Below are 20,525 nucleotides of genomic sequence, written 5' to 3'. Positions count from 1 at the left end.
GACGCCGTCCGTCCTGTTTTCCACTGGAGAAACCCGATGGCGCTAGAACGCTCCGACGTGGAAAAAATCGCTCATCTGGCCAGCCTTGGCCTCAATGATGCCGATCTTCCACACATCACTTCGGCCCTCAACAGCATTCTCGGGCTGGTCGACGAAATGCAGGCGGTCAATACCGACGGTATCGAGCCGCTGGCCCACCCGCTGGAAGCCAGTCAGCGCCTGCGCGCCGACGTCGTGACCGAAAGCAATAACCGCGAGGCTTATCAGTCCATCGCACCAGCGGTCGAAAACGGCCTGTACCTGGTTCCGAAAGTCATCGACTAAAGGGAAAGAGCCTGCAATGCATCAATTGACTCTGGCCGAGATCGCCCGCGGTCTCGCCGATAAAAAGTTTTCTTCCGAAGAGCTGACCAAAGTCCTGCTGGCGCGCATTACCCAGCTTGATCCGCAGCTCAACAGTTTTATCAGCCTCACCGAAGAGCTGGCCCTCGAGCAGGCGAAAGCCGCCGACGTGCGTCGGGCCAACGGTGAGAGCGGCGCGCTGCTGGGTGCGCCGATCGCCCACAAAGACCTGTTCTGCACCCAGGGCATCCGCACCAGCTGCGGCTCGAAGATGCTCGACAACTTCAAGGCCCCGTACGACGCCACCGTGGTGTCGAAGCTGGCCGCCGCCGGCACCGTGACTCTGGGCAAGACCAACATGGACGAATTCGCCATGGGTTCGGCCAACGAGTCGAGCTGGTACGGCGCGGTGAAAAACCCGTGGAACCTGGAACACGTACCGGGCGGTTCGTCAGGTGGTTCGGCGGCCGCTGTTGCCGCTCGTCTGTTGCCAGCCGCAACAGCCACCGACACCGGCGGTTCGATCCGTCAGCCGGCCGCGTTCACCAACCTCACCGGCCTGAAACCGACCTACGGTCGCGTGTCGCGCTGGGGCATGATTGCTTACGCCTCCAGCCTCGATCAGGGCGGCCCTCTGGCTCGCACCGCCGAAGACTGCGCGATATTGTTGCAAGGTATGGCCGGCTTTGATCCGAACGACTCCACCAGCATCGATGAGCCAGTGCCGGACTACGCCGCCGGTCTGAACGGTTCGCTGCAAGGCCTGCGCATCGGCGTGCCGAAGGAGTACTTCGGCGCTGGTCTCGACCCGCGCATCGCCGACCTGATCCAGAACAGCATCAAAGAGCTGCAAAAGCTCGGTGCCGTGATCAAGGAAATCAGCCTGCCGAACATGCAGCACGCGATTCCTGCGTACTACGTGATCGCCCCGGCAGAAGCATCCTCCAACCTGTCGCGTTTCGACGGCGTGCGCTTCGGCCACCGCTGCGAAGATCCGAAAAACCTGGAAGACCTGTACAAGCGCTCCCGTGGCGAGGGCTTCGGGCCTGAAGTACAGCGCCGGATCATGGTCGGTGCCTACGCGCTTTCCGCCGGTTACTACGACGCCTACTACCTGAAAGCGCAGAAGATCCGTCGCCTGGTGAAGAACGACTTCATGGCTGCCTTTAATGAAGTCGACATCATCCTCGGCCCGACCACGCCAAACCCGGCCTGGAAACTCGGTGCCAAGAACAGCGACCCGGTCGCTGCCTATCTGGAAGACGTCTACACCATCACCGCCAACCTCGCGGGCCTGCCGGGCCTGTCGATGCCGGCCGGTTTTGTCGACGGTCTGCCGGTTGGCGTACAGCTGCTCGCGCCGTATTTCCAGGAAGGCCGTTTGCTCAACGTTGCGCACCAGTATCAGTTGAACACTGACTGGCACACCCGCACCCCAACCGGCTTCTGAGGAGACACACATGCAATGGGAAGTCGTGATCGGGCTGGAGATTCACACTCAGCTCACCACCCGGTCGAAAATCTTTTCCGGTAGTTCCACCACGTTCGGCTCCGAGCCGAACACCCAGGCCAGCCTGATCGACCTGGGCATGCCCGGCGTGTTGCCGGTGCTCAACCAGGAAGCGGTGCGCATGGCGGTGATGTTCGGTCTGGCGATTGACGCCGAGATCGGCCAGCACAACGTGTTCGCCCGTAAAAACTATTTCTACCCGGACCTGCCGAAGGGCTACCAGATCAGCCAGATGGAATTGCCGATCGTCGGCAAGGGCCACCTGGACATCGCCCTGGAAGACGGCACGGTCAAACGCGTCGGCATCACCCGCGCGCACCTGGAAGAAGACGCCGGCAAGAGCCTGCACGAAGAATTCAGCGGTGCCACCGGCATCGACCTGAACCGTGCCGGCACGCCGTTGCTGGAAATCGTGTCCGAGCCTGACATGCGCAGCGCCAAGGAAGCCGTGGCCTACGTCAAGGCGATCCACGCGCTGGTACGTTACCTGGGCATCTGCGACGGCAACATGGCCGAAGGCTCGCTGCGTTGCGACTGCAACGTGTCGATCCGACCGAAAGGCCAGGCCGAGTTCGGCACCCGCTGCGAAATCAAGAACGTCAACTCGTTCCGTTTCATCGAGAAGGCGATCAACTCCGAGATCCAGCGTCAGATCGACCTGATCGAAGACGGCGGCAAAGTGATCCAGCAGACCCGTCTGTACGATCCGAACAAGGACGAGACCCGTCCGATGCGCAGCAAAGAGGAAGCCAACGACTACCGTTACTTCCCCGATCCGGACCTGCTGCCGGTGGTCATCGAGGACTCGTTCCTCAACGACGTGCGCGCCACCCTGCCGGAGCTGCCACCGCAGAAACGCGAGCGCTTCCAGAGTGCGTTCGGTCTGTCGGCCTATGACGCCAACGTGCTGGCCACCAGCCGTGAGCAGGCGGACTACTTCGAGAAGGTCGCAGCCATCGGCGGCGACGCCAAACTGGCGGCGAACTGGGTGATGGTCGAGTTGGGCAGCCTGCTCAACAAGCAGAACCTGGACATCGAGGACTCGCCGGTTTCCGCCGAGCAACTGGGCGGCATGCTGCAGCGCATCAAGGACAACACCATCTCCGGCAAGATCGCCAAGGTGGTGTTCGAAGCGATGGCCAACGGCGAAGGCAGCGCAGACGAGATCATCGAGAAGCGCGGCCTGAAGCAGGTTACCGACAGCGGCGCAATCTCGGCGGTACTGGACGAAATGCTCGCGGCCAACGCCGAGCAGGTCGAGCAATACCGTGCGGCAGACGAAGCCAAGCGCGGCAAGATGTTCGGCTTCTTCGTCGGTCAGGCCATGAAAGCCTCCAAAGGCAAGGCCAACCCGCAGCAAGTGAACGAACTGCTGAAAAGCAAGCTCGAAGGCTGACCACAATGGAGCCAGATTTCAAACCTGGCTCTGATCCCTGTGGGAGCGAGCATGCTCGCGATAGCGCAATTTCAGACACCACAAAGGTGACTGCAAGACCGCCATCGCGAGCAGGTCGGAGCGCCGAACCGTCGCTCCCACAATGGTTTCGGGAAACCTTTGAATGAAGCGTCTACTCATCAGCTGCGCCCTGCTCTCTTTGCTGGCCGGTTGCGCCAGCACCGACACCATCGACCCGCACGGTTACGACCAGACCGGCGTCGCCTCCTATTACGGTGCCAAGCACCACGGTAAACGCACCGCCAGCGGCGAAGCGTTCAACCAGAATGCCCTGACCGCCGCCCACCGCCAGTTGCCGTTCGGCACCCGGGTGAAGGTCACCAACCTGAAAAACGATGAATCCGTCGTGGTCCGCATCAACGACCGTGGCCCGCACACCCGTGGCCGCCTGATCGATGTTTCACGGGCGGCAGCCGAACAGCTCGGTATGCTGCGCAGTGGAACCGCCCGGGTCCGGATCCAGGCCCTCGACGACTGATGGAGCGTCCACCATTTTCGGACTGACCGACTTACCCCTGATCAGCGTGATCGAATTGCTCAGCGGGCTGTTCCTGCTGATCGCCGGCGCCGAGCTGATGGTGCGCGCCGCCGTGCGCCTGGCCGCGCGCCTGCATGTACGACCGCTGATCATCGGCCTGACCATCGTCGCCCTCGGCAGCAGCGCCCCGCAAATGGCCGTCAGCCTGCAAGCTGTTAAAGCGCATACGCCGGACATCGCCGTCAGCAGCGTGATCGGCAGCAGCATTTTCAACATTCTCGTCACCCTCGGCCTGTCGGCGCTCATCATTCCGCTGCGGGTGTCGCGGCAATTGGTGCGTCTCGACATCCCGTTGATGATCGGCGCCAGCCTGCTGGTATTCGTGCTGGCGTGGAATGAAGAGCTCGGGCGCTTCGACGGCATTCTGCTGCTCGGCGCCCTTGCCCTATATCTCGGGTTGCTGCTGCGCCAGTCGCGACACTCCACCCGCCCGCATTCCGATCAACCGCACAATGCGCAGGCACCGTGGTTCACCAGCCTGCTGATGATTGTCGGCGGTCTGGGCATGCTGGTGTTCGCCGGGCATCTGCTGCTGGGTGCGGCCGTAGTCGTGGCCACCGATCTGGGGTTCTCCGAGCGGGTAATCGGCCTGACGGTGGTCGCGGTCGGCACCTCACTGCCGGAGCTCGCCACCTCGCTGATCGCCGCGCTGCGCGGCCAAAGGGACATTGCTGTGGGCAACGTGATCGGCGCCAATCTGTTCAACCTGCTTGGGGTGCTGGGCCTCACCGCACTGATCGCGCCGACACCGCTGTCGGTGTCGCCGAACGCGCTGGATTTCGACCTGCCGGTGATGCTCGGCGTCGCGGCGCTGTGTCTGCCGGTGTTCTATTCCGGTTACCGCGTGACCCGGGCCGAAGGCTTGTTGCTGCTCGGCTTGTACCTGGCGTACGGGCTGCACGTGGTGTCGTTCACCACCGGCATGCCACTGGCCGGCAAACTCGAGCGATTGATGCTGTTTTATGTGCTGCCGACGCTGCTGACATTTCTGTTTTTCACGTCCGTGCGCGCCTGGCGCCGCCAACACCACAAGAGGGATGTGCCATGACCGAATCGAAGAAATCCGGGGTTGAAGTCCGCCGTCAGGTAATGGGCGACGCGTTTGTCGACCGTGCGCTGGGCAACGCCACTGAATTCACACAACCGTTGCAGGATTTCGTCAACGAACACGCCTGGGGCGGTGTGTGGAATCGCGAAGGTTTGCCGCTGAAAACCCGCAGCCTGATCACCCTCGCCGCGCTGACCGCGCTGAAGTGCCCGCAGGAATTGAAGGGCCACGTGCGCGGCGCGTTGAACAATGGCTGCACCGTTGAAGAGATCCGCGAAGCGCTGCTGCATTGCGCCGTGTATGCCGGGGTGCCGGCGGCGATTGATGCGTTTCGTGCGGCGCAGGAAGTGATCGACAGTTATCAGAAGCCTGAGTAACCGCTGGCCTCAGATCCACCCGCCCCACTGCAAGAAAAAGATCCCGATGTTGGTGGTGATCGCCGCCATCAACGTGGTCAGCACGATGATCGCCGCTGCCAGTTCATGGTTGCCCTGCGCCGCACGGGCCATGACAAAACTGGCGGCGGCGGTCGGGCTGCCGAAGTACAGGAACAGAATCCCCAGCTCCGCCCCGCGAAATCCCCACAGCCATGCGCCCAGCGTGGCGATCACCGGCAGGCCGACCATCTTTACCAGACTGGAACTGAGCGCCATGTTGCCGCTCTTGCGCAGCGCCGCCAGCGACAGCGTGCCGCCAATGCAAATCAGCGCCAGCGGCAGCGTGGTCTGCGCCAGGTACTGGCCGGAGGTTTCCAGCCAGCCCGGCAGACCGATCTTGAAATAAGCGAACGGCGCCGCCGCGATCACGCTGATGATCAGCGGATTGCTGACCACGCTTTTGCAGATGCTCCACGGATCGGACTTGATAACCGGGCTGTACACCGCCAGCACGATGGTCGACAGGGTGTTGTAGAACAGGATCACCAGCGCCGCGAGAATCGCCCCGAGGGAAATCCCGTAGTCGCCGTACATGCTCGCCGCCAACGCCAGACCGATCACCCCGTTGTTGCCGCGAAACGCGCCTTGGGTGTAGATGCCGCGATCTTCACGCGGACAACGGAAAATCGCCCAGCCCCAGGCCAGGGCAAAACTGACCAGCGTGGCCAGTGCGAAATAGATCAGGAGTGCCGGTTGCAGCGCGGCGTGCAGGTCGGCATGCAGAATGCCGAGAAACAGCAGCGCCGGCATGGTGACGTTGAACACCAGCGACGAGGCCGTGTGGATGAAGTTGTCGTTGATCCAGTCGATGCGCTTGAGCAGCACACCGAGAAACAGCATGGCAAACACCGGCGCGGTGATGTTCAGGGTTTCGAGGAAAATTGCCAGCATGCCGGGGAGCCTTGGAGGTGAGCGTCGTTAGGGGGCTAATGATAAGCCACTTTCACCCCGTTCGTTCCCACGCTATGCGTGGGAACGATCAACATACTCAGGTGATAGGCGCCGGATTGAACAACGTAATGTCGTTATGCAGCTTGTGCTTCTCCGCCCACGTCTGCTGCTTGCCGCTCGCCACATCCAGGTAGTAGTGGAACAACTCCCAGCCCAACTCCTCGATGCTCGCGCGCCCGGTAGCAATCCGCCCGGCATCGATGTCGATCAGATCCGGCCAGCGCTGCGCCAGCTCCGTACGGGTCGATACCTTCACCACCGGCGCCATGGCCAGACCATAAGGCGTACCACGCCCGGTAGTGAACACATGCAGGTTCATCCCCGCCGCCAGCTGCAACGTACCGCAGACAAAATCACTCGCCGGCGTCGCACAGAAAATCAAACCCTTCTGCTTGAAACGCTCCCCCGGGCCGAGTACACCACTGATCGCGCTGCTGCCGGACTTCACGATCGAGCCCAAGGACTTCTCGACAATGTTCGACAACCCGCCCTTCTTGTTGCCCGGCGTGGTGTTGGCGCTGCGATCCGCTTCGCCCTTGGCCAGGTAACGGTCGTACCAGTCCATCTCACGCACCAGTTCCTCGGCAACGGTTTTGGTCTGCGCCCGTGAAGTCAGCAGGTAGATCGCGTCGCGCACTTCGGTGACTTCGGAAAACATCACCGTTGCCCCCGCCCGCAGCAGCAAGTCCGACGCATAACCGAGCGCCGGGTTGGCGGTGATCCCGGAAAACGCATCACTGCCGCCGCACTGCATGCCGAGGATCAGCTCGGACGCCGGCACAGTTTCCCGGCGGCGCTGGTCGAGTTTCTTCAGGCGGGTCTCGGCCAGTTCCATGATCTGCTCGATCATCTCGGTGAAACCGTGACTGGAATCCTGCAAGCGATACAGCCACGGCTCGCTCAGATCCACCGACGCGTCGTCCTCGTGCATCACCTGCCCGGCCTGCAACTTCTCGCAGCCCAGACTGATCACCAGCGCCTCGCCACCCAGGTTCGGGTTGCGCGCCAGATTGCGCACGGTGCGGATCGGGATGTAGGCATCGGTGGCCGTGATGGCCACGCCGCAACCGTAACTGTGGGTCAGCGCCACCACGTCATCAACGTGAGGGTACTTGGGCAACAGTTCATCCTTGATCCGCTTCACCGCGTGATCCAGCACCCCGGTGACGCATTGCACGGTAGTAGTGATCCCGAGGATGTTGCGCGTACCGACGGTGCCGTCGGCGTTGCGATAACCCTCGAACGTGAAGCCTTCCAGCGGTGTCTGCGCGGCCGGCACATCGGTGGACAGCGGAAGGCTGTCCAGCGGTGGCGCGGTCGGCATGCGCAGTTGATCTTCCTTGACCCAACTGCCACGGGGAATCGGCTGCAACGCGTAGCCAATGATCTGGCCGTAGCGAATCACCGTGCCGCCCTCTGGAATATCCACGAGGCTGACCTTGTGACTCTGCGGCACAAAATCCACCGTCACCAGGCCATCGGCAAATGCGGTGCCGGCCGGAACGCCCTGGTCATTGACCACAACCACTACGTTGTCCCGCTCGTGCAGGCGGATGTAGCGCGGCGAGTCGGAATGTTCAATCAACTGCATGACGCCGCTCCTCAGGAATGCGCTTGAGACAATTTACCAGCCGCTTCGGAACCACCGTTGGTTGGCGGCTCTTTGAGTACCACACGTTTGATCGGGCCGACGATCACCAGGTAGCTGAACACCGCCACCAGCGCGTTGGCGCCGACGAACACCAGCGCCCATTTGAACGAACCGGTGGAGCTGATGATGTAGCCGATGACGATCGGCGTAGTGATCGACGCGATGTTGCCAAAGGTGTTGAACAGGCCGCCACTCAGACCGGCGATCTGTTTTGGCGAAGTGTCGGACACCACCGCCCAGCCCAGCGCGCCCACGCCTTTGCCGAAGAATGCCAGGGCCATGAAGCCGACCACCATCCATTCAACGTCGACATAGTTGCAGGCCACGATGCTGCTCGAAACCAGCAGACCGGCGATGATCGGCGCCTTGCGGGCGAAGGTCAGCGAATGGCCCTTGCGCAGCAGGTAATCGGAAATCACCCCGCCGAGGACGCCGCCGATAAAGCCGCAGATCGCCGGCAGCGAGGCAATGAAACCGGCCTTGAGGATGGTCATGCCGCGCTCCTGCACCAGGTACACCGGGAACCAGGTCAGGAAGAAATAGGTGATGCCGTTGATGCAGTACTGGCCCAGGTAAACACCGAGCATCATGCGGTTGGTGAGCAACTGACGGATGTAATCCCATTTCGGGCCGTCAGCCTTCTTGCCTTGTTTCTGGTCCATGTCGACCATGCCGCCGTTGTCGGCGATGAACTTCACTTCCGCTTCGTTGGCCATCGGATGTTGGCGCGGGCTGTGGATAACCTTCAGCCAGACCAGCGAGAACACGATGCCGAGCAGGCCCATGACGATGAACACGTGCTCCCAGCCAAAGGTGTAAACGATCCAGCCCATCAGCGGTGCGAACAGCACGGTCGCAAAGTATTGCGCCGAGTTGAAGATCGCCGAAGCGGTGCCGCGTTCAGCGGTCGGGAACCAGGCCGCGACGATGCGGGCGTTGCCGGGGAATGATGGCGCTTCAGCCAGGCCCACCAGAAAGCGCAGCATGAACAGCGCGACGATGGCCGTGGACATGCCGAATTCACCGACGAAGCCTTGCAGCACGGTGAACAGCGACCAGGTGAAGATGCTCAGGGCGTAGACTTTTTTCGAGCCGAAACGATCGAGCAGCCAGCCGCCGGGAATTTGCCCGGCCACGTAGGCCCAACCGAAAGCAGAGAAGATGTAGCCGAGGGTGACCGCGTCGATACCGAGGTCTTTTTGCAGGCTGGAACCGGCGATCGCGATGGTGGCGCGGTCGGCGTAGTTGATCGTGGTCACCAGGAACAGCATGAGCAGGATCAAATAGCGGACGTGAGTCGGCTTGGACGATTGCATGTAGATGTACTCCCACTGATTATTTTTATGCGCGGGTGGATCTTCTTTGGTCTTTGTGGGAGCTGGCTTGCCAGCGATGCAGGCGACTCGTTGTATCAGTCACTCCGCGGTGATGCTATCGCTGCGATGCGGCGACCCGACAAGCCAGCTCCCACAGGTATTGCGTGGATCAGGAACCGATGTAGCTGGTCTTCACGACCGTGTAGAACTCTTGCGCATAGCGGCCTTGCTCACGTGAGCCATAGGATGAACCCTTACGGCCACCGAACGGAACGTGGTAATCGACACCGGCGGTCGGCAGGTTGACCATCACCATCCCGGCCTGGGAATGACGCTTGAAGTGGTTGGCGTACTTCAGCGACGTGGTGGCGATACCCGCCGACAGACCGAATTCGGTGTCGTTGGCCATGGCCAGTGCTGCCTCGTAATCCGCCACGCGGACGATGTTGGCCACCGGGCCGAAGATTTCTTCACGGCTGATGCGCATCGACGCTTCGCTGTCGGCGAACAGGGTCGGAGCGAGGAAGTAGCCTTCGGTGTCACAGGTCACCAGACCACCGCCGCTGACCACGCGCGCACCTTCGGACTGGCCTATGTCGATGTATTTCAGATCCTGTTCAAGCTGCGCTTGCGAGACCACCGGACCGATGTCGGTGCCGGCCTTCAGCGCGTGGCCGACCTTGATCGACTTCATGCGCTCGGCCATGGCTTCGACGAACTTGTCGTGAATCCCGGCGGTAACGATCAGTCGGCTCGATGCGGTGCAGCGCTGGCCGGTGGAGTAGAACGCACTCTGCACCGACAGCTCGACCGCCTGCTTGAGGTCGGCGTCGTCGAGAATGATCTGTGGGTTTTTGCCACCCATCTCCAGCTGAACCTTGGCCTGGCGCGACACGCAATTGACCGCGATCTGACGCCCCACACCGACGGAGCCGGTGAAGCTGATGCCATCGACTTTCGGGCTGTTGACCAGCGCTTCGCCCACAACGCGACCGCTGCCCATCACCAGGTTGAACACACCGGCCGGGAAGCCTGCACGGGAGATGATTTCGGCCAGCGCCCAGGCGCAACCCGGCACCAGATCCGCCGGTTTCAACACCACGCAGTTGCCGTAAGCCAGAGCCGGGGCGATTTTCCACGACGGGATGGCAATCGGGAAGTTCCACGGGGTGATCAGTCCGACCACGCCGAGGGCTTCGCGGGTGACTTCAACGTTGACGCCCGGGCGCACCGACGGCACGTAGTCGCCGGACAGACGCAGGCATTCACCAGCGAAGAACTTGAAGATGTTGCCGGCGCGGGTCACTTCGCCGATGGCTTCGGGCAGGGTCTTGCCCTCTTCCCGGGCCAGCAGGGTGCCGAGTTCTTCGCGGCGGGCGAGGATTTCAGTGCCGACTTTGTCCAGCGAGTCGTGGCGGGCCTGAATGCCAGAGGTCGACCACGCCGGGAACGCGGCACGCGCGGCATCGATGGCGGCGTTGACCTGAGCCAGGTCAGCCTTGGCGTAATCGCCGATGGTGTCGCTCAGCTCGGACGGGTTGATGTTGACCGAGTAATCGTTGCCGGCGACCCATTCACCGTTGATGTAGTTGTCATAGCGCTTGGTCACGAATCATTCTCCTGACGCAAAAGGCCGCTGATTGCTCAGCGGCCTTGTTTATAGAGTTGTGTTACTGCGCACCTTGCTTGTCGATCAGCGCGGCGAGCATTTCGTACTCTTCGCGGGTCAGGTCGGTCAGCGGCGCCCGCACCGGGCCTGCGTCATAGCCGGCGATTTTGGCGCCTGCCTTGACGATGCTCACGGCGTAACCGGCCTTGCGGTTGCGGATGTCCAGGTACGGCAGGAAGAAGTCGTCGATGATCTTGCCGACGGTGGCGTGATCTTCGCGGGCAATCGCGTGGTAGAAGTCCATCGCGGTTTTCGGGATGAAGTTGAACACCGCCGACGAGTAGACCGGCACGCCCAGGGCCTTGTAGGCCGCGGCGTAGACTTCGGCGGTCGGCAGACCACCGAGGTAGCTGAAGCGATCACCGAGGCGACGACGGATCGACACCATCAGCTCGATATCGCCCAGACCGTCCTTGTAACCGATCAGGTTCGGGCAGCGCTCGGCCAGACGTTCCAGCAGCGGCGCGGTCAGGCGGCAGACGTTGCGGTTGTACACAACCACGCCGATGTTGACCGATTTGCACACCGCCTCAACGTGGGCGGCAACACCGTCCTGGCTGGCTTCGGTCAGGTAGTGCGGCAGCAGCAACAGACCTTTGGCGCCCAGACGCTCGGCTTCCTGAGCGTATTCGATGGCCTGGCGGGTCGAACCACCGACACCGGCGAGGATCGGCACGCTGCTGGCGCAGGTGTCGACGGCAGTCTTGATGATTTCCGAGTATTCGCTGGCAGCCAGGGAGAAGAATTCACCGGTGCCACCGGCGGCGAACAGGGCTGAAGCACCGTACGGGGCCAGCCATTCCAGGCGTTTGATGTAGCCAGCGCGGTTGAAATCGCCCTGGGCATTGAAATCGGTCACCGGGAACGACAGCAGGCCGGCGGAGAGGATGGACTTCAGTTCTTGTGGATTCATTATTCGAACACCCTGGTAGCAACGTTTTTTTGTGAGTGGACCGTTCAGCCTTCGCCGAAGTTGTAGGTCATCGTACAACTTAAAAGATAACCGTCAACTGCATTTCATCGCTGCGGGGCATTTTTTGTCGGACAAGATTTCTTTTTGACGTAGGAGATTTCTCGACTAGGCTCGTTTTAACTGTATATACATACAGCTAAACAAGAATTCACCGACGACATATCAAGGAGAAAGAAATGTCCGGTCTACAACCAAAATGCCTTGAAAAAACCATACCGGTCATCGCCCGATTCGATGATCTTTTCACCCCCGGAGGCATCGCCTTCAGTGCTGAAAATCCGCACCTGTTGCTGCATATCGCCGACTCGCACAGCGATGTCGAACCCGTGACCGCCCTGCCCGCTCAAGCCTTGAAAGGCAAACCGCAGTTGCGCTTCGAGGGCGTGGAACACACGGCTATCGGCGATAACACCCGGCTGCGCTTCGTTGAAAATGCCGAGCCGGTACTTGCGCAAAATGTGCCGCTGCATCTGCCGAACGGGTTGGCACTGACCTATGGCCAGGTGCTCGCGCTGGGTGGTGATTTCTATGGAATCGTCGACCGGCCGATCAACGAAGGATCGACCCCGTCTGATCGCCTTCAGCGCTTCATCGCAGCCTTCGACACCCTCGCCGCGCTGCCCACTTCAAAAGTTGAGGCGACGCAAATTCTCGCGATCATGCAAAAAGAGATCGACGCGGTTAAACAGGCGATCAAGGACGGCAAGCAACCCCATGAGGCATATGACGCTTTGGGAGATACGTTGTCGGAAGAGTGGAACAAGATCACTGGTGGAGGCAGTTTTGTTACGGCGCTGTTCCCGCTCGGTCGCTACCTGAAACTGGCAGCGAACAACGCCGACCACTTCGGCGAATGGGCCCGTCAGGCCTACATCGCCGGGCACACCGCCGCCCTGCAAACCGCTGCAGCCGCCCACGCCAGTCAGGACGAACTGCAACTGGAACGGGCCTACGCGATAAACGCGTTTGCCGACCACTACCTTACCGACCTGTTCTCCTCCGGACATTTGCGGGTGCCACGCAAGGCCATGGCCGCCGCGGTGACGCCGAGCGACCTGGGCTCACTCATCACTCGTTTCATGCACGACGAAGACAGCAAGTTCGGGCTCAAGGTACGCAACGAACATGGCGAGCAATGGCGGGCTTTCGGTGACAAGCGCTACTTCGACGCCACGGACGCCGACAATAGAAATCAAGTGAATCAAGCGGTACAGGATTCGGCGGACGAGGTGTATGCCGCGTATTCAAGCGGCAATGTGCCGACCACCTTCAACGCACTGCAACGACTGCCGGATCTGACTTTCGTGATGAACCTGGCCAACAACTTCTCGCCACTGTTCCGCCTTCAGGGCAACAAAGTCCTGCGGCGCAAGGACGTCAATAACCTCAACGACACCGCCACCGTCGACGACTGGTGGGGCTGGAGCACTTACCTGCTGCTCAAGGACTATCACCCAACCGGCAACACGAATTAAGGAGCGATTCGATGACCCTCAAATTGAAACTGGAACTGGCCTCGGGCCAATCGTTGAAAGGTGCGCCGCTGCAATTGCTGCGCGACGGCGTGGCTATTGCCCGGGCGTCGGTGGATGCTCAGGGCCAGGCAACGTTCGACGTCAGGCCCGGCCTTGGCAAACTCTCGGTCAGGGTGGATCGTTCGATTCTGCCCCGCAGCTGAAATGCCCGGACAAGATTGCCCCGGCGCGCCTCACCGATTCGCCGGGTAAAGTGCGACGACTGCCGCGAAGGATCGCGGCAGATCTTTCAAGGAGAACGAAGCATGACGTTTGCCACTGCACACCTTCCGCAATTTCCCGATCACGCCAGCGACTCGATCATCCTGCGGTTATCGAGCCTGGATGACGACCTGATCGTTCGTGTACCCGATGGCCAGAACACTCCGCCGAACTGGGATGTGTACCCGATCCTCGGCGATGATCCGGAAGAGCCTGAATGGCAGGGTTTGTCGGAGCCGACCGGCGTCTGGGATGACGCACTGGATGACATGGTCGGCCTGACCGGAATCGAACTGAGCATCCCCAGGTTCGAGCTGGAAAAGTACCTGAACAGTACCGTTGAGTTGCGCTACAAGTTTGCTGACGAGGCCAGTCTGGAGCCGTGTTCGGAACCGCTGAAACTCTACATCGAAGCCTGATTTCTCACCCCTGCGCCTGCGCCTCTTCATGGGCCTGACGCAGCCGTTCGCGGCTGTTGGTCAGGTGCAGGCGCATGGCCGCGCGGGCGGCATCGGAATCCTGACGGGCGATGGCGTCGTAGATTTCCTCGTGCTCGCGGCTCAGGCGATTCATGTAGTGCTGCTGATCGTCATGGGCCAGGCGCGCCGAGTTCAGCCGCGTGCGCGGAATGATGCTGGTGCCCAGGTGGGTCATGATGTCGGTGAAGTAGCGGTTGCCGGTGGACAGCGCGATTTGCAGGTGGAACTGGAAGTCCGACGCCACCGCATCGCTGGCATGGGCCACGCTTTCGTTCAGCGCATCGAGGGCGGCGCGCATCGCGGCCAGTTGTTCGGCGCTGCGACGCTGTGCGGCGAGACCGGCGGATTCGACTTCGAGGCTGATACGGAATTCGAGAATCGCCAGCACGTCACGCAGGGTGACCACCGTCGCCGGGTCGATCCGGAAACCGCTCGGGCTCGGGGTGTCGAGCACGAAAGTGCCGATGCCGTGACGGGTTTCGACCTGGCCTGCGGCCTGTAGCCGGGAGATTGCCTCGCGCACCACGGTGCGGCTGACGCCATGGGCTTCCATGATTGCCGACTCGGTGGGCAATTTGTCGCCACGTTTGAGCAGACCGTCGCGGATCTGCTCGGTCAGCACCGTCACCAGTTCCTGAGCCAGGCTGCGGCGCTTGCGAGGGAGGCGCGGGGTGTCGATCAGGTTTTCCATGGTCTGCGTATGTCTCGAAAAATCGGCTTGAGGGGCATCATAGCGCAAGCGAGTTGTACGATCACCGTCCTCTGTGGGAGCAAACTCCCACAGAGTCAGCGCCTGTCAGGCCGTTACGGTCTGCTCGACCAGATGCCCGCCATCGATCCGCACATGCCGTGGATGGAAGCGTTTGAGGCTGCTGCGATGGCCGACGCTGACAATGCTCAGGCCCGGCAACTGGTCGATCAACGCCTGATACAGCGTGGCTTCGTCTTCCTCGTCCATCGCCGACGTCGCTTCGTCCATGTACAGCCATTGCGGTGCGTAGAGCAGCGCGCGGGCGAAGGCCAGACGTTGCTGTTCACCCGGTGAGAGCATGCGCTGCCAGTGGTTGGCCTCGTCGAGTCGAGCCACAAGATGTGGCAAGCGGCAGGTTTCCAGCACTTGTGCATAACGCTCGGGCGCGTAGGTGTCGCCCGGTTGTGGATAACTCAAGGCGTCGCGCAGGGTGCCGATCGGCAGATACGGTTTTTGCGGCAGGAACAGATAACGCGATGCCGGCAAACGGATGCTGCCGTGGCCTGCCGGCCACAAATGCCCCATTGCCCGCAGCAGTGTCGACTTGCCGCTGCCGGAACGACCGCTGAGCATCACGCGGTCTCCCTGCTCCACAGTCATGTCGGCGCTGGTCAGCAGGTGACGACCATCGGCCAGGTCCAGACCCAGGTTATGAACCTTCAGCTCATCGCCCTGATTCTGCACGTCGATGGCCGGTGCACGTTCTTCGTTGTCGGTCATGGCCTGGCGGAAGCTCAGCAGACGATCACACGTGGCGCGCCACGCGGCGAGATCCGCATAAGCGTTGATGAACCAGCTGAAGTTCTCCTGCACGTTGCCGAATGCCGAGTTGATCTGCATCAGCTCGCCCAGCTCGATCTTGCCGGTCAGGTAACGAGGGGCCGCGACGATGAACGGGAAGATGATTGCGATCTGGCCGTAACCCGAGGTGAAGAACGTCAGGCGCTTGGACACCCGCATGATGTCCCAGAAGTTGTGCCAGACCAGACCGAAGCGGTTGCTCAGGCGACGATTCTCGTTCGGCTCGCCGTTGTACAACGCAATGCTTTCGGCGTTCTCACGGACCCGCACCATGGAGAAACGCAGGTCGGCTTCGAAGCGTTGTTGTTGGTTGTTCAGGCCGATCAGGCGTCGACCGATCAGGTGCGTCAGCCAGCTGCCGACCGCCGCATACAGCAGCGCACACCAGAACATGTAGCCGGGAATCTCGATGCCGAACACCTCGATGCTGCCGGACACGCCCCACAGAATGATCGAGAACGACACCAGGCTGACCACCGTGCGGATCAGGCCCAACGCGAGGCTCAAGGTGTTGCTGGTGAAGGTGTTGAGGTCTTCGGAAATCCGCTGGTCAGGGTTGTCGGTGTAGCCGCCCTGCTCCAGCTGGTAATAGTTTTTGTGCCCGAGCCAGCGCTTGAAATGGTTCTCGGTAAGCCATGCCCGCCAACGGATGGTCAGCATCTGCGTCAGGTACAGGCGATACACCGCGCCGAGGATCGCCACGGCCGCAATGCCGCAGAAATACAGGATCAGCTGCCAGAACGCCGCTTCGTCTTTCTTTTGAAGGGCGTTATAGAAATCCTTGTACCAACTGTTGATCCACACCGAGATTGCCACGCTGAACAATGTCAGTGCGATCACAGCGATCAGCAACGTCCAGGCCTTGCCCTTCTCTTCGCTGCGCCAGTAAGGCGTGGTCATGGCCCACACCTTGCGAAAAAACTGCCCGCGCACAGTATCGTTGACCGCGGAATATTCAGCGTTCTGATTCATGGAAAAGGCTCGATAAAGAAAAGAACAGACACGCACCGATCATAGATGATCGGTGCGCTTTATCGCGAGGGCTGGCGATGGTCGTTCAGCGCAGGTTCAGCGACGAACCGGGCGCTTCTGCAGTTTGCGCTGCAGAGTGCGGCGGTGCATGCCCAGGGCGCGGGCAGTGGCGGAGATGTTGCCTTCGTGCTCGGTCAGCACACGCTGGATGTGCTCCCATTGCAGGCGATCCACCGACATCGGGTTTTCCGGCACCAGGCTGTCGAGGTCGGCGTGTTCGGACAGCAGCGCTGCCAGCACATCGTCGGCGTCGGCCGGTTTGCACAGGTAATTGCAGGCGCCGCGCTTGATCGCTTCGACTGCGGTGGCAATGCTCGAGTAACCGGTGAGGATCACCACGCGCATTTCCGGGTCCAGCTCCAGCAGCTTCGGCAGCAGGACCAGACCGGAGTCGCCGTCCATTTTCAGGTCCAGCGCGGCGTAGTCCGGCAGATCGGCCTGAGCAATGGTCAGGCCTTCCTCGGCGGAACCGGCGGTGCTGACGCGGAAACCACGGCGAGCCATGGCGCGGGCCATCACCCGGGTGAAGGTCGCGTCGTCATCGACCAGCAGCAAATGCGGCAGTTCTTCGCCTTCGACTTGGATTTCGTCACTCATGTTGCTCTCCTCGGGCGCCGTGGGGCAGGCGCAGCTCGGTGAGCGTGCCGCCTTCCTCATGACTATAGAGTTTCACTGAGCCGCCGGCGCGTGTCACGCTGGCCTTGCTCAAAAACAGGCCCAGGCCGAAACCTTTGCCCTTGGTGGTAAAAAACGGTTTGCCGATCTGCTCGGCGATGGCCAGCGGCACACCGGCGCCATGATCGCGAATGCTGATGGTCAGGTCTTCGGCGGTCCAGTCCAGGGTCACCTGAAGGTTTTCCGGGCAGGCGTCGGCGGCGTTGTTCAACAGATTCAACAGTGCCTGGGTCAGATCCGGCGGCGGCGCCACCCGCGGCAACGGGCCCTGGCCCAGACGCTGGAAGCGATAACTGGCCTCGGGACGCATCAGGTGCCAGCGGTTGAGCGCTTCGTCGAGCCACTCGGTGACGTCCTGCATCTCCACCGCCATCCGGCGATTGGCTTCAGCGGCGCGCACCAGTTGCTGCAGGGTCTCCTTGCAGAGTTTTACCTGATCCTTGAGCACCTTCAGGTCTTCCTGAAGCATCGGATCGTGATGATCCTGCTGCATTTCGTTGAGCAACACGCTCATGGTTGCCAGCGGCGTGCCCAATTCATGGGCGGCGCCAGCGGCCTGAGTCGCGACGGCCAGCAATTGCTGATCGCGCAGGCCTTCCTCCCGGCGGATCGCACGCAATTCTTCCTGCCGACGCAACTCTTCAGCCATCCGCGCGGCGAAGAAGGTAATCACCGCTGCCGCCAGGGCGAAGCTCAGCCACATGCCGTAGATCTGCAGGTTCTCCCGGGCCACCGGCAGGGTTTCCAGCGGATAGAAATGCGTCAGCATCAGGGTGTACAAGGCCAGCGCAATGCCCGACAGCACCACCGAATAACGCCATGGCAGCGTCACCGCAGCGATGGTCAGCGGCACCAGATAATACGAAACGAACGGGTTGGTCGAGCCACCGGAGAAATACAGCAAGGCACTGTGGATAACCAGATCGCAGGCCAGTTGCAGCGCGTATTCAAGCTCGGTGACCGGCCACGAAGTACGCAGGCGCACGGCGGTGAACACACACAGCAGAATCGAACAGCCGAGGGTCATCACCAGTTGCACCCACGGCAACGGCAACAGATCCAGCCAGTAGGCCAGGCCCACGGAACCGGCCTGCGCGGCGAGCACCAGGGTGCGGATGAAAGTCAGCCGCCAGAGGTTCTGGCGAGTGGCGGAAGTCAGTTGTACGGGGGCGAGCATGAGCTCTCCTGATGAGCGCTCCAGGCGGATCGCACGGAGTATAACCAAGGCGCGGGCTTGAGAGGCGAAAGTGCGGCAAACGACCACATGGCAAAAAGCTTCGCGGCGGCTATGAGGCTTGCTCCTGAGGAAAAAAACCGGCGATTCCATGCGGAATAGCCGGTTGTTCAGATCAGTAAATCAACCTGAAAACCAAGTTTTTTTCATTGGGATCTGCGAACGGAAAACATGGTTATCCTCTGTCGTTCTGATCTCTCCAACGCTTGGCTACTGCGTCATCCCAAGCGTCAGACTCCGATCCATAACGTCCTTCGAGTCGTACACCGTTGTGGTAGACCGCATAAGCATCTTCGTTCCCGAAGTTTGTGAGATACACGTTGTACCCACCTGTTTTAGCGTTCTCTTTTTCTGCATCACTCGCCATAAAGTTTCTCCCTGATAAGACTTGCGCGCCTCCAAGTCGACAGCAACAGACACTGCTGCATCGACGTACATGCATACTTCTTCAAGCTGAATCTTATTTCTACTGTCAGAACTAACAGGTACCCCCGCATCTCCGACGGACGGCCCGCGCACGCATCTGTATAGAAGTTGTAACTGGGCGAACCGGATCATAAAAGCTAGAGTCTGATGGTTTCACGCAGGCCCCCGAACCATCACCTGCGCCCTCATCAAGGAGCTTTCATGCACACATTTCGCCGCAGCGCCGCCCTTCTCGCCCTGACCGTCGGCAGCGTCGCCAGCCTTCCGGCCCTGGCCGCCGACGAGCTGCACTACAACCAGATTTCCCTGCGCGCCGAAGTCAGCCAGGAAGTGGCCCGCGACCTGATGATCGTGACCCTCTACACCGAAGAACAAAACACCGACCCGGCCAAACTCGCCGCCGACGTCAGCACCACCATGAACAAGGCGCTGGCCCAGGCCAAGCAGGTCAAAGACATCACCCTGCGCCAGGGCAGCCGCAACAGCTACCCGATCTACGACACCAAGGGCCAGAAAATCACCGGCTGGCGTGAACGCGCCGAACTGCGCCTGGAAAGCGCCGACTTCGCCGCCCTGTCCAAACTCACTGGCGAGCTGCTGACCGACCTGAAAATGGGCGGCATGGACTTCGCCATCGCCGACCCGACCCGCAAGGCCAGCGAAGACCAACTGCTGAAAGAAGCCGTCACCGCCTTCAAGGCCCGCGCCCAACTGGCCACCGACGCCCTGGGCGGCAAGGGTTACAAAATCGTAAACCTGAACCTCAACAGCAACGGCTTCCCGCAACCCTACATGCGCGCCCCGATGATGATGAAAGCCGCCGGTATGGACGCAGCACCGGTTACGCCTGAAGTCGAAGCCGGCACCAGCCAGGTCAGCCTGACCGCTGATGGCTCGATTGAAGTGTTGATGCAGTGATTGAATGACGGCTGAATGAAAAACCGGCGATCAGAAAATGATCGCCGGTTTTTTTGTGCCTGGGATTTGTGTCGTCAGGTTTGCGGATCAACCCGATCCAGCGCGCGGTTCACTGCAAGCTCGGCCAGCATGATGATCTGCTGAATACCCAGCGCCGTACTGCGCTGCGGGCCCGAAAGCTCATTGGCGAAATTGCTGGCGATGGTACTGGCCGACGCCAGGGACTCGCAGGCATTGGCCAGCAGGCTTTCGGTGTCGACGTTGGGCGTGACCATATACATCGTGCTCGGGCGCGGTTTGGAAGGGTTGGGGCACAGGTAATAGTCGAGGGCGCGTTTGATGGCTTCGCGGTTGCGGGCGAGGTCTTCGGCGCGCATGGCTTCTTCGAGGGGCGTGGGTGTTTCGAGGGGTGGATCGGGGACAACCTTGTTCATTGATTAACTCCTTGCTGAATTGAAGCCACCAGATGCCGTTCTCACGCGGCGAAGGGGTGGCAGCTATGTGCGGGGTGAGAAACCGGGCAAGGAGATTCCGGCCAGACCCTAAGGGCGGAACCATAAGCCGCAACACCCGAAGAAACGG

Annotated in this window: 20 protein-coding genes; 10 read left to right on the top strand and 10 right to left on the bottom strand. The window is 61.0% G+C overall.

Annotated features, from left to right (window positions below; genetic code table 11):
- Nucleotides 1-36 precede the first annotated feature (36 nt).
- From gatC to KJY40_RS05320, 6 genes are all read left to right on the top strand, one after another.
- A complete protein-coding gene (gene gatC, locus KJY40_RS05345; RefSeq protein ID WP_007953612.1) occupies nt 37-324 on the top strand; it encodes an Asp-tRNA(Asn)/Glu-tRNA(Gln) amidotransferase subunit GatC in 288 nt (95 codons plus the stop codon).
- A gap of 16 nt (nt 325-340) precedes the next feature.
- On the top strand, nt 341-1,792 hold the full coding sequence (gene gatA / locus KJY40_RS05340) for an Asp-tRNA(Asn)/Glu-tRNA(Gln) amidotransferase subunit GatA (protein ID WP_127796926.1): 1,452 nt from the start codon (nt 341-343) through the stop codon (nt 1,790-1,792).
- A gap of 10 nt (nt 1,793-1,802) precedes the next feature.
- Nucleotides 1,803-3,248 carry an Asp-tRNA(Asn)/Glu-tRNA(Gln) amidotransferase subunit GatB gene (gene gatB, locus KJY40_RS05335; protein WP_230735433.1) on the top strand — a complete coding sequence of 482 codons (1,446 nt, stop codon included), beginning with the start codon at nt 1,803-1,805 and terminating at the stop codon, nt 3,246-3,248.
- Nucleotides 3,249-3,411: 163 nt separating this feature from the next.
- Nucleotides 3,412-3,786 carry a septal ring lytic transglycosylase RlpA family protein gene (locus tag KJY40_RS05330; RefSeq protein WP_230735431.1) on the top strand — a complete coding sequence of 125 codons (375 nt, stop codon included), beginning with the start codon at nt 3,412-3,414 and terminating at the stop codon, nt 3,784-3,786.
- Nucleotides 3,787-3,832: 46 nt separating this feature from the next.
- Nucleotides 3,833-4,894: a calcium/sodium antiporter gene (locus tag KJY40_RS05325; RefSeq protein WP_230735429.1), complete on the top strand. Its 1,062-nt coding sequence runs from the start codon at nt 3,833-3,835 to the stop codon at nt 4,892-4,894.
- A complete protein-coding gene (locus tag KJY40_RS05320; protein ID WP_039769260.1) occupies nt 4,891-5,271 on the top strand; it encodes a carboxymuconolactone decarboxylase family protein in 381 nt (126 codons plus the stop codon). The genes KJY40_RS05325 and KJY40_RS05320 overlap by 4 nt, the downstream gene beginning before the upstream one ends.
- Before the next feature lie 9 nt (nt 5,272-5,280).
- Here the strand turns inward: KJY40_RS05320 and KJY40_RS05315 are convergent, their stop codons facing one another.
- From KJY40_RS05315 to kdgD, 5 genes are all read right to left on the bottom strand, one after another.
- A complete protein-coding gene (locus KJY40_RS05315) occupies nt 5,281-6,222 on the bottom strand; it encodes an AEC family transporter (protein WP_011332451.1) in 942 nt (313 codons plus the stop codon).
- A gap of 97 nt (nt 6,223-6,319) precedes the next feature.
- Complete coding sequence (gene garD, locus KJY40_RS05310) at nt 6,320-7,873, bottom strand: galactarate dehydratase (protein ID WP_230735427.1); 1,554 nt, start codon at nt 7,871-7,873, stop codon at nt 6,320-6,322.
- Nucleotides 7,874-7,884: 11 nt separating this feature from the next.
- Nucleotides 7,885-9,249 carry an MFS transporter gene (locus KJY40_RS05305; protein WP_127796921.1) on the bottom strand — a complete coding sequence of 455 codons (1,365 nt, stop codon included), beginning with the start codon at nt 9,247-9,249 and terminating at the stop codon, nt 7,885-7,887.
- Between the two features lie 169 nt (nt 9,250-9,418).
- Nucleotides 9,419-10,858 (bottom strand): aldehyde dehydrogenase family protein, encoded by a 1,440-nt coding sequence (locus tag KJY40_RS05300; RefSeq protein WP_007953623.1) that lies wholly within the window; start codon nt 10,856-10,858, stop codon nt 9,419-9,421.
- A gap of 61 nt (nt 10,859-10,919) precedes the next feature.
- Nucleotides 10,920-11,831: a 5-dehydro-4-deoxyglucarate dehydratase gene (kdgD, locus tag KJY40_RS05295; RefSeq protein WP_007953624.1), complete on the bottom strand. Its 912-nt coding sequence runs from the start codon at nt 11,829-11,831 to the stop codon at nt 10,920-10,922.
- Between the two features lie 236 nt (nt 11,832-12,067).
- Between kdgD and KJY40_RS05290 the strand changes: the two genes are divergently transcribed.
- The 3 genes from KJY40_RS05290 (at nt 12,068) to KJY40_RS05280 (ending at nt 14,046) form a co-directional block, all read left to right on the top strand.
- Complete coding sequence (locus KJY40_RS05290) at nt 12,068-13,366, top strand: phospholipase (RefSeq protein ID WP_230735425.1); 1,299 nt, start codon at nt 12,068-12,070, stop codon at nt 13,364-13,366.
- Nucleotides 13,367-13,377: 11 nt separating this feature from the next.
- Complete coding sequence (locus KJY40_RS05285; protein WP_230735423.1) at nt 13,378-13,569, top strand: hypothetical protein; 192 nt, start codon at nt 13,378-13,380, stop codon at nt 13,567-13,569.
- Nucleotides 13,570-13,671: 102 nt separating this feature from the next.
- A complete protein-coding gene (locus tag KJY40_RS05280) occupies nt 13,672-14,046 on the top strand; it encodes a hypothetical protein (protein WP_230735420.1) in 375 nt (124 codons plus the stop codon).
- A gap of 4 nt (nt 14,047-14,050) precedes the next feature.
- On the opposite strand, the gene KJY40_RS05275 is transcribed toward KJY40_RS05280, so the two are convergent.
- From KJY40_RS05275 to KJY40_RS05260, 4 genes are all read right to left on the bottom strand, one after another.
- Nucleotides 14,051-14,797, bottom strand: a complete 747-nt coding sequence (locus KJY40_RS05275) for a FadR/GntR family transcriptional regulator (protein WP_205350843.1) — start codon at nt 14,795-14,797, stop codon at nt 14,051-14,053.
- Between the two features lie 105 nt (nt 14,798-14,902).
- Nucleotides 14,903-16,630: an ABC transporter ATP-binding protein/permease gene (locus KJY40_RS05270; protein ID WP_085685681.1), complete on the bottom strand. Its 1,728-nt coding sequence runs from the start codon at nt 16,628-16,630 to the stop codon at nt 14,903-14,905.
- Nucleotides 16,631-16,726: 96 nt separating this feature from the next.
- Nucleotides 16,727-17,287 (bottom strand): response regulator transcription factor, encoded by a 561-nt coding sequence (locus tag KJY40_RS05265; RefSeq protein ID WP_003221630.1) that lies wholly within the window; start codon nt 17,285-17,287, stop codon nt 16,727-16,729.
- Nucleotides 17,280-18,542 (bottom strand): ATP-binding protein, encoded by a 1,263-nt coding sequence (locus KJY40_RS05260; RefSeq protein ID WP_011332442.1) that lies wholly within the window; start codon nt 18,540-18,542, stop codon nt 17,280-17,282. Before KJY40_RS05260 ends, KJY40_RS05265 begins: the two co-directional genes overlap by 8 nt.
- Nucleotides 18,543-19,226: 684 nt before the next feature.
- On the opposite strand from KJY40_RS05260, the gene KJY40_RS05255 reads away from it, so the two are divergent.
- Nucleotides 19,227-19,943 (top strand): SIMPL domain-containing protein, encoded by a 717-nt coding sequence (locus KJY40_RS05255; RefSeq protein WP_102717170.1) that lies wholly within the window; start codon nt 19,227-19,229, stop codon nt 19,941-19,943.
- Nucleotides 19,944-20,017: 74 nt separating this feature from the next.
- Here the strand turns inward: KJY40_RS05255 and KJY40_RS05250 are convergent, their stop codons facing one another.
- Nucleotides 20,018-20,377, bottom strand: a complete 360-nt coding sequence (locus tag KJY40_RS05250; protein WP_230735419.1) for a DUF6124 family protein — start codon at nt 20,375-20,377, stop codon at nt 20,018-20,020.
- Nucleotides 20,378-20,525: the final 148 nt, after the last annotated feature.

The sequence above is a fragment of the Pseudomonas fitomaticsae genome (assembly GCF_021018765.1).
Classification (GTDB): Bacteria; Pseudomonadota; Gammaproteobacteria; order Pseudomonadales; family Pseudomonadaceae; genus Aquipseudomonas; species Aquipseudomonas fitomaticsae.
The sequence above is the reverse complement of the archived record's forward strand: the minus strand, read 5'-3'. Positions and strand labels throughout refer to the sequence as shown.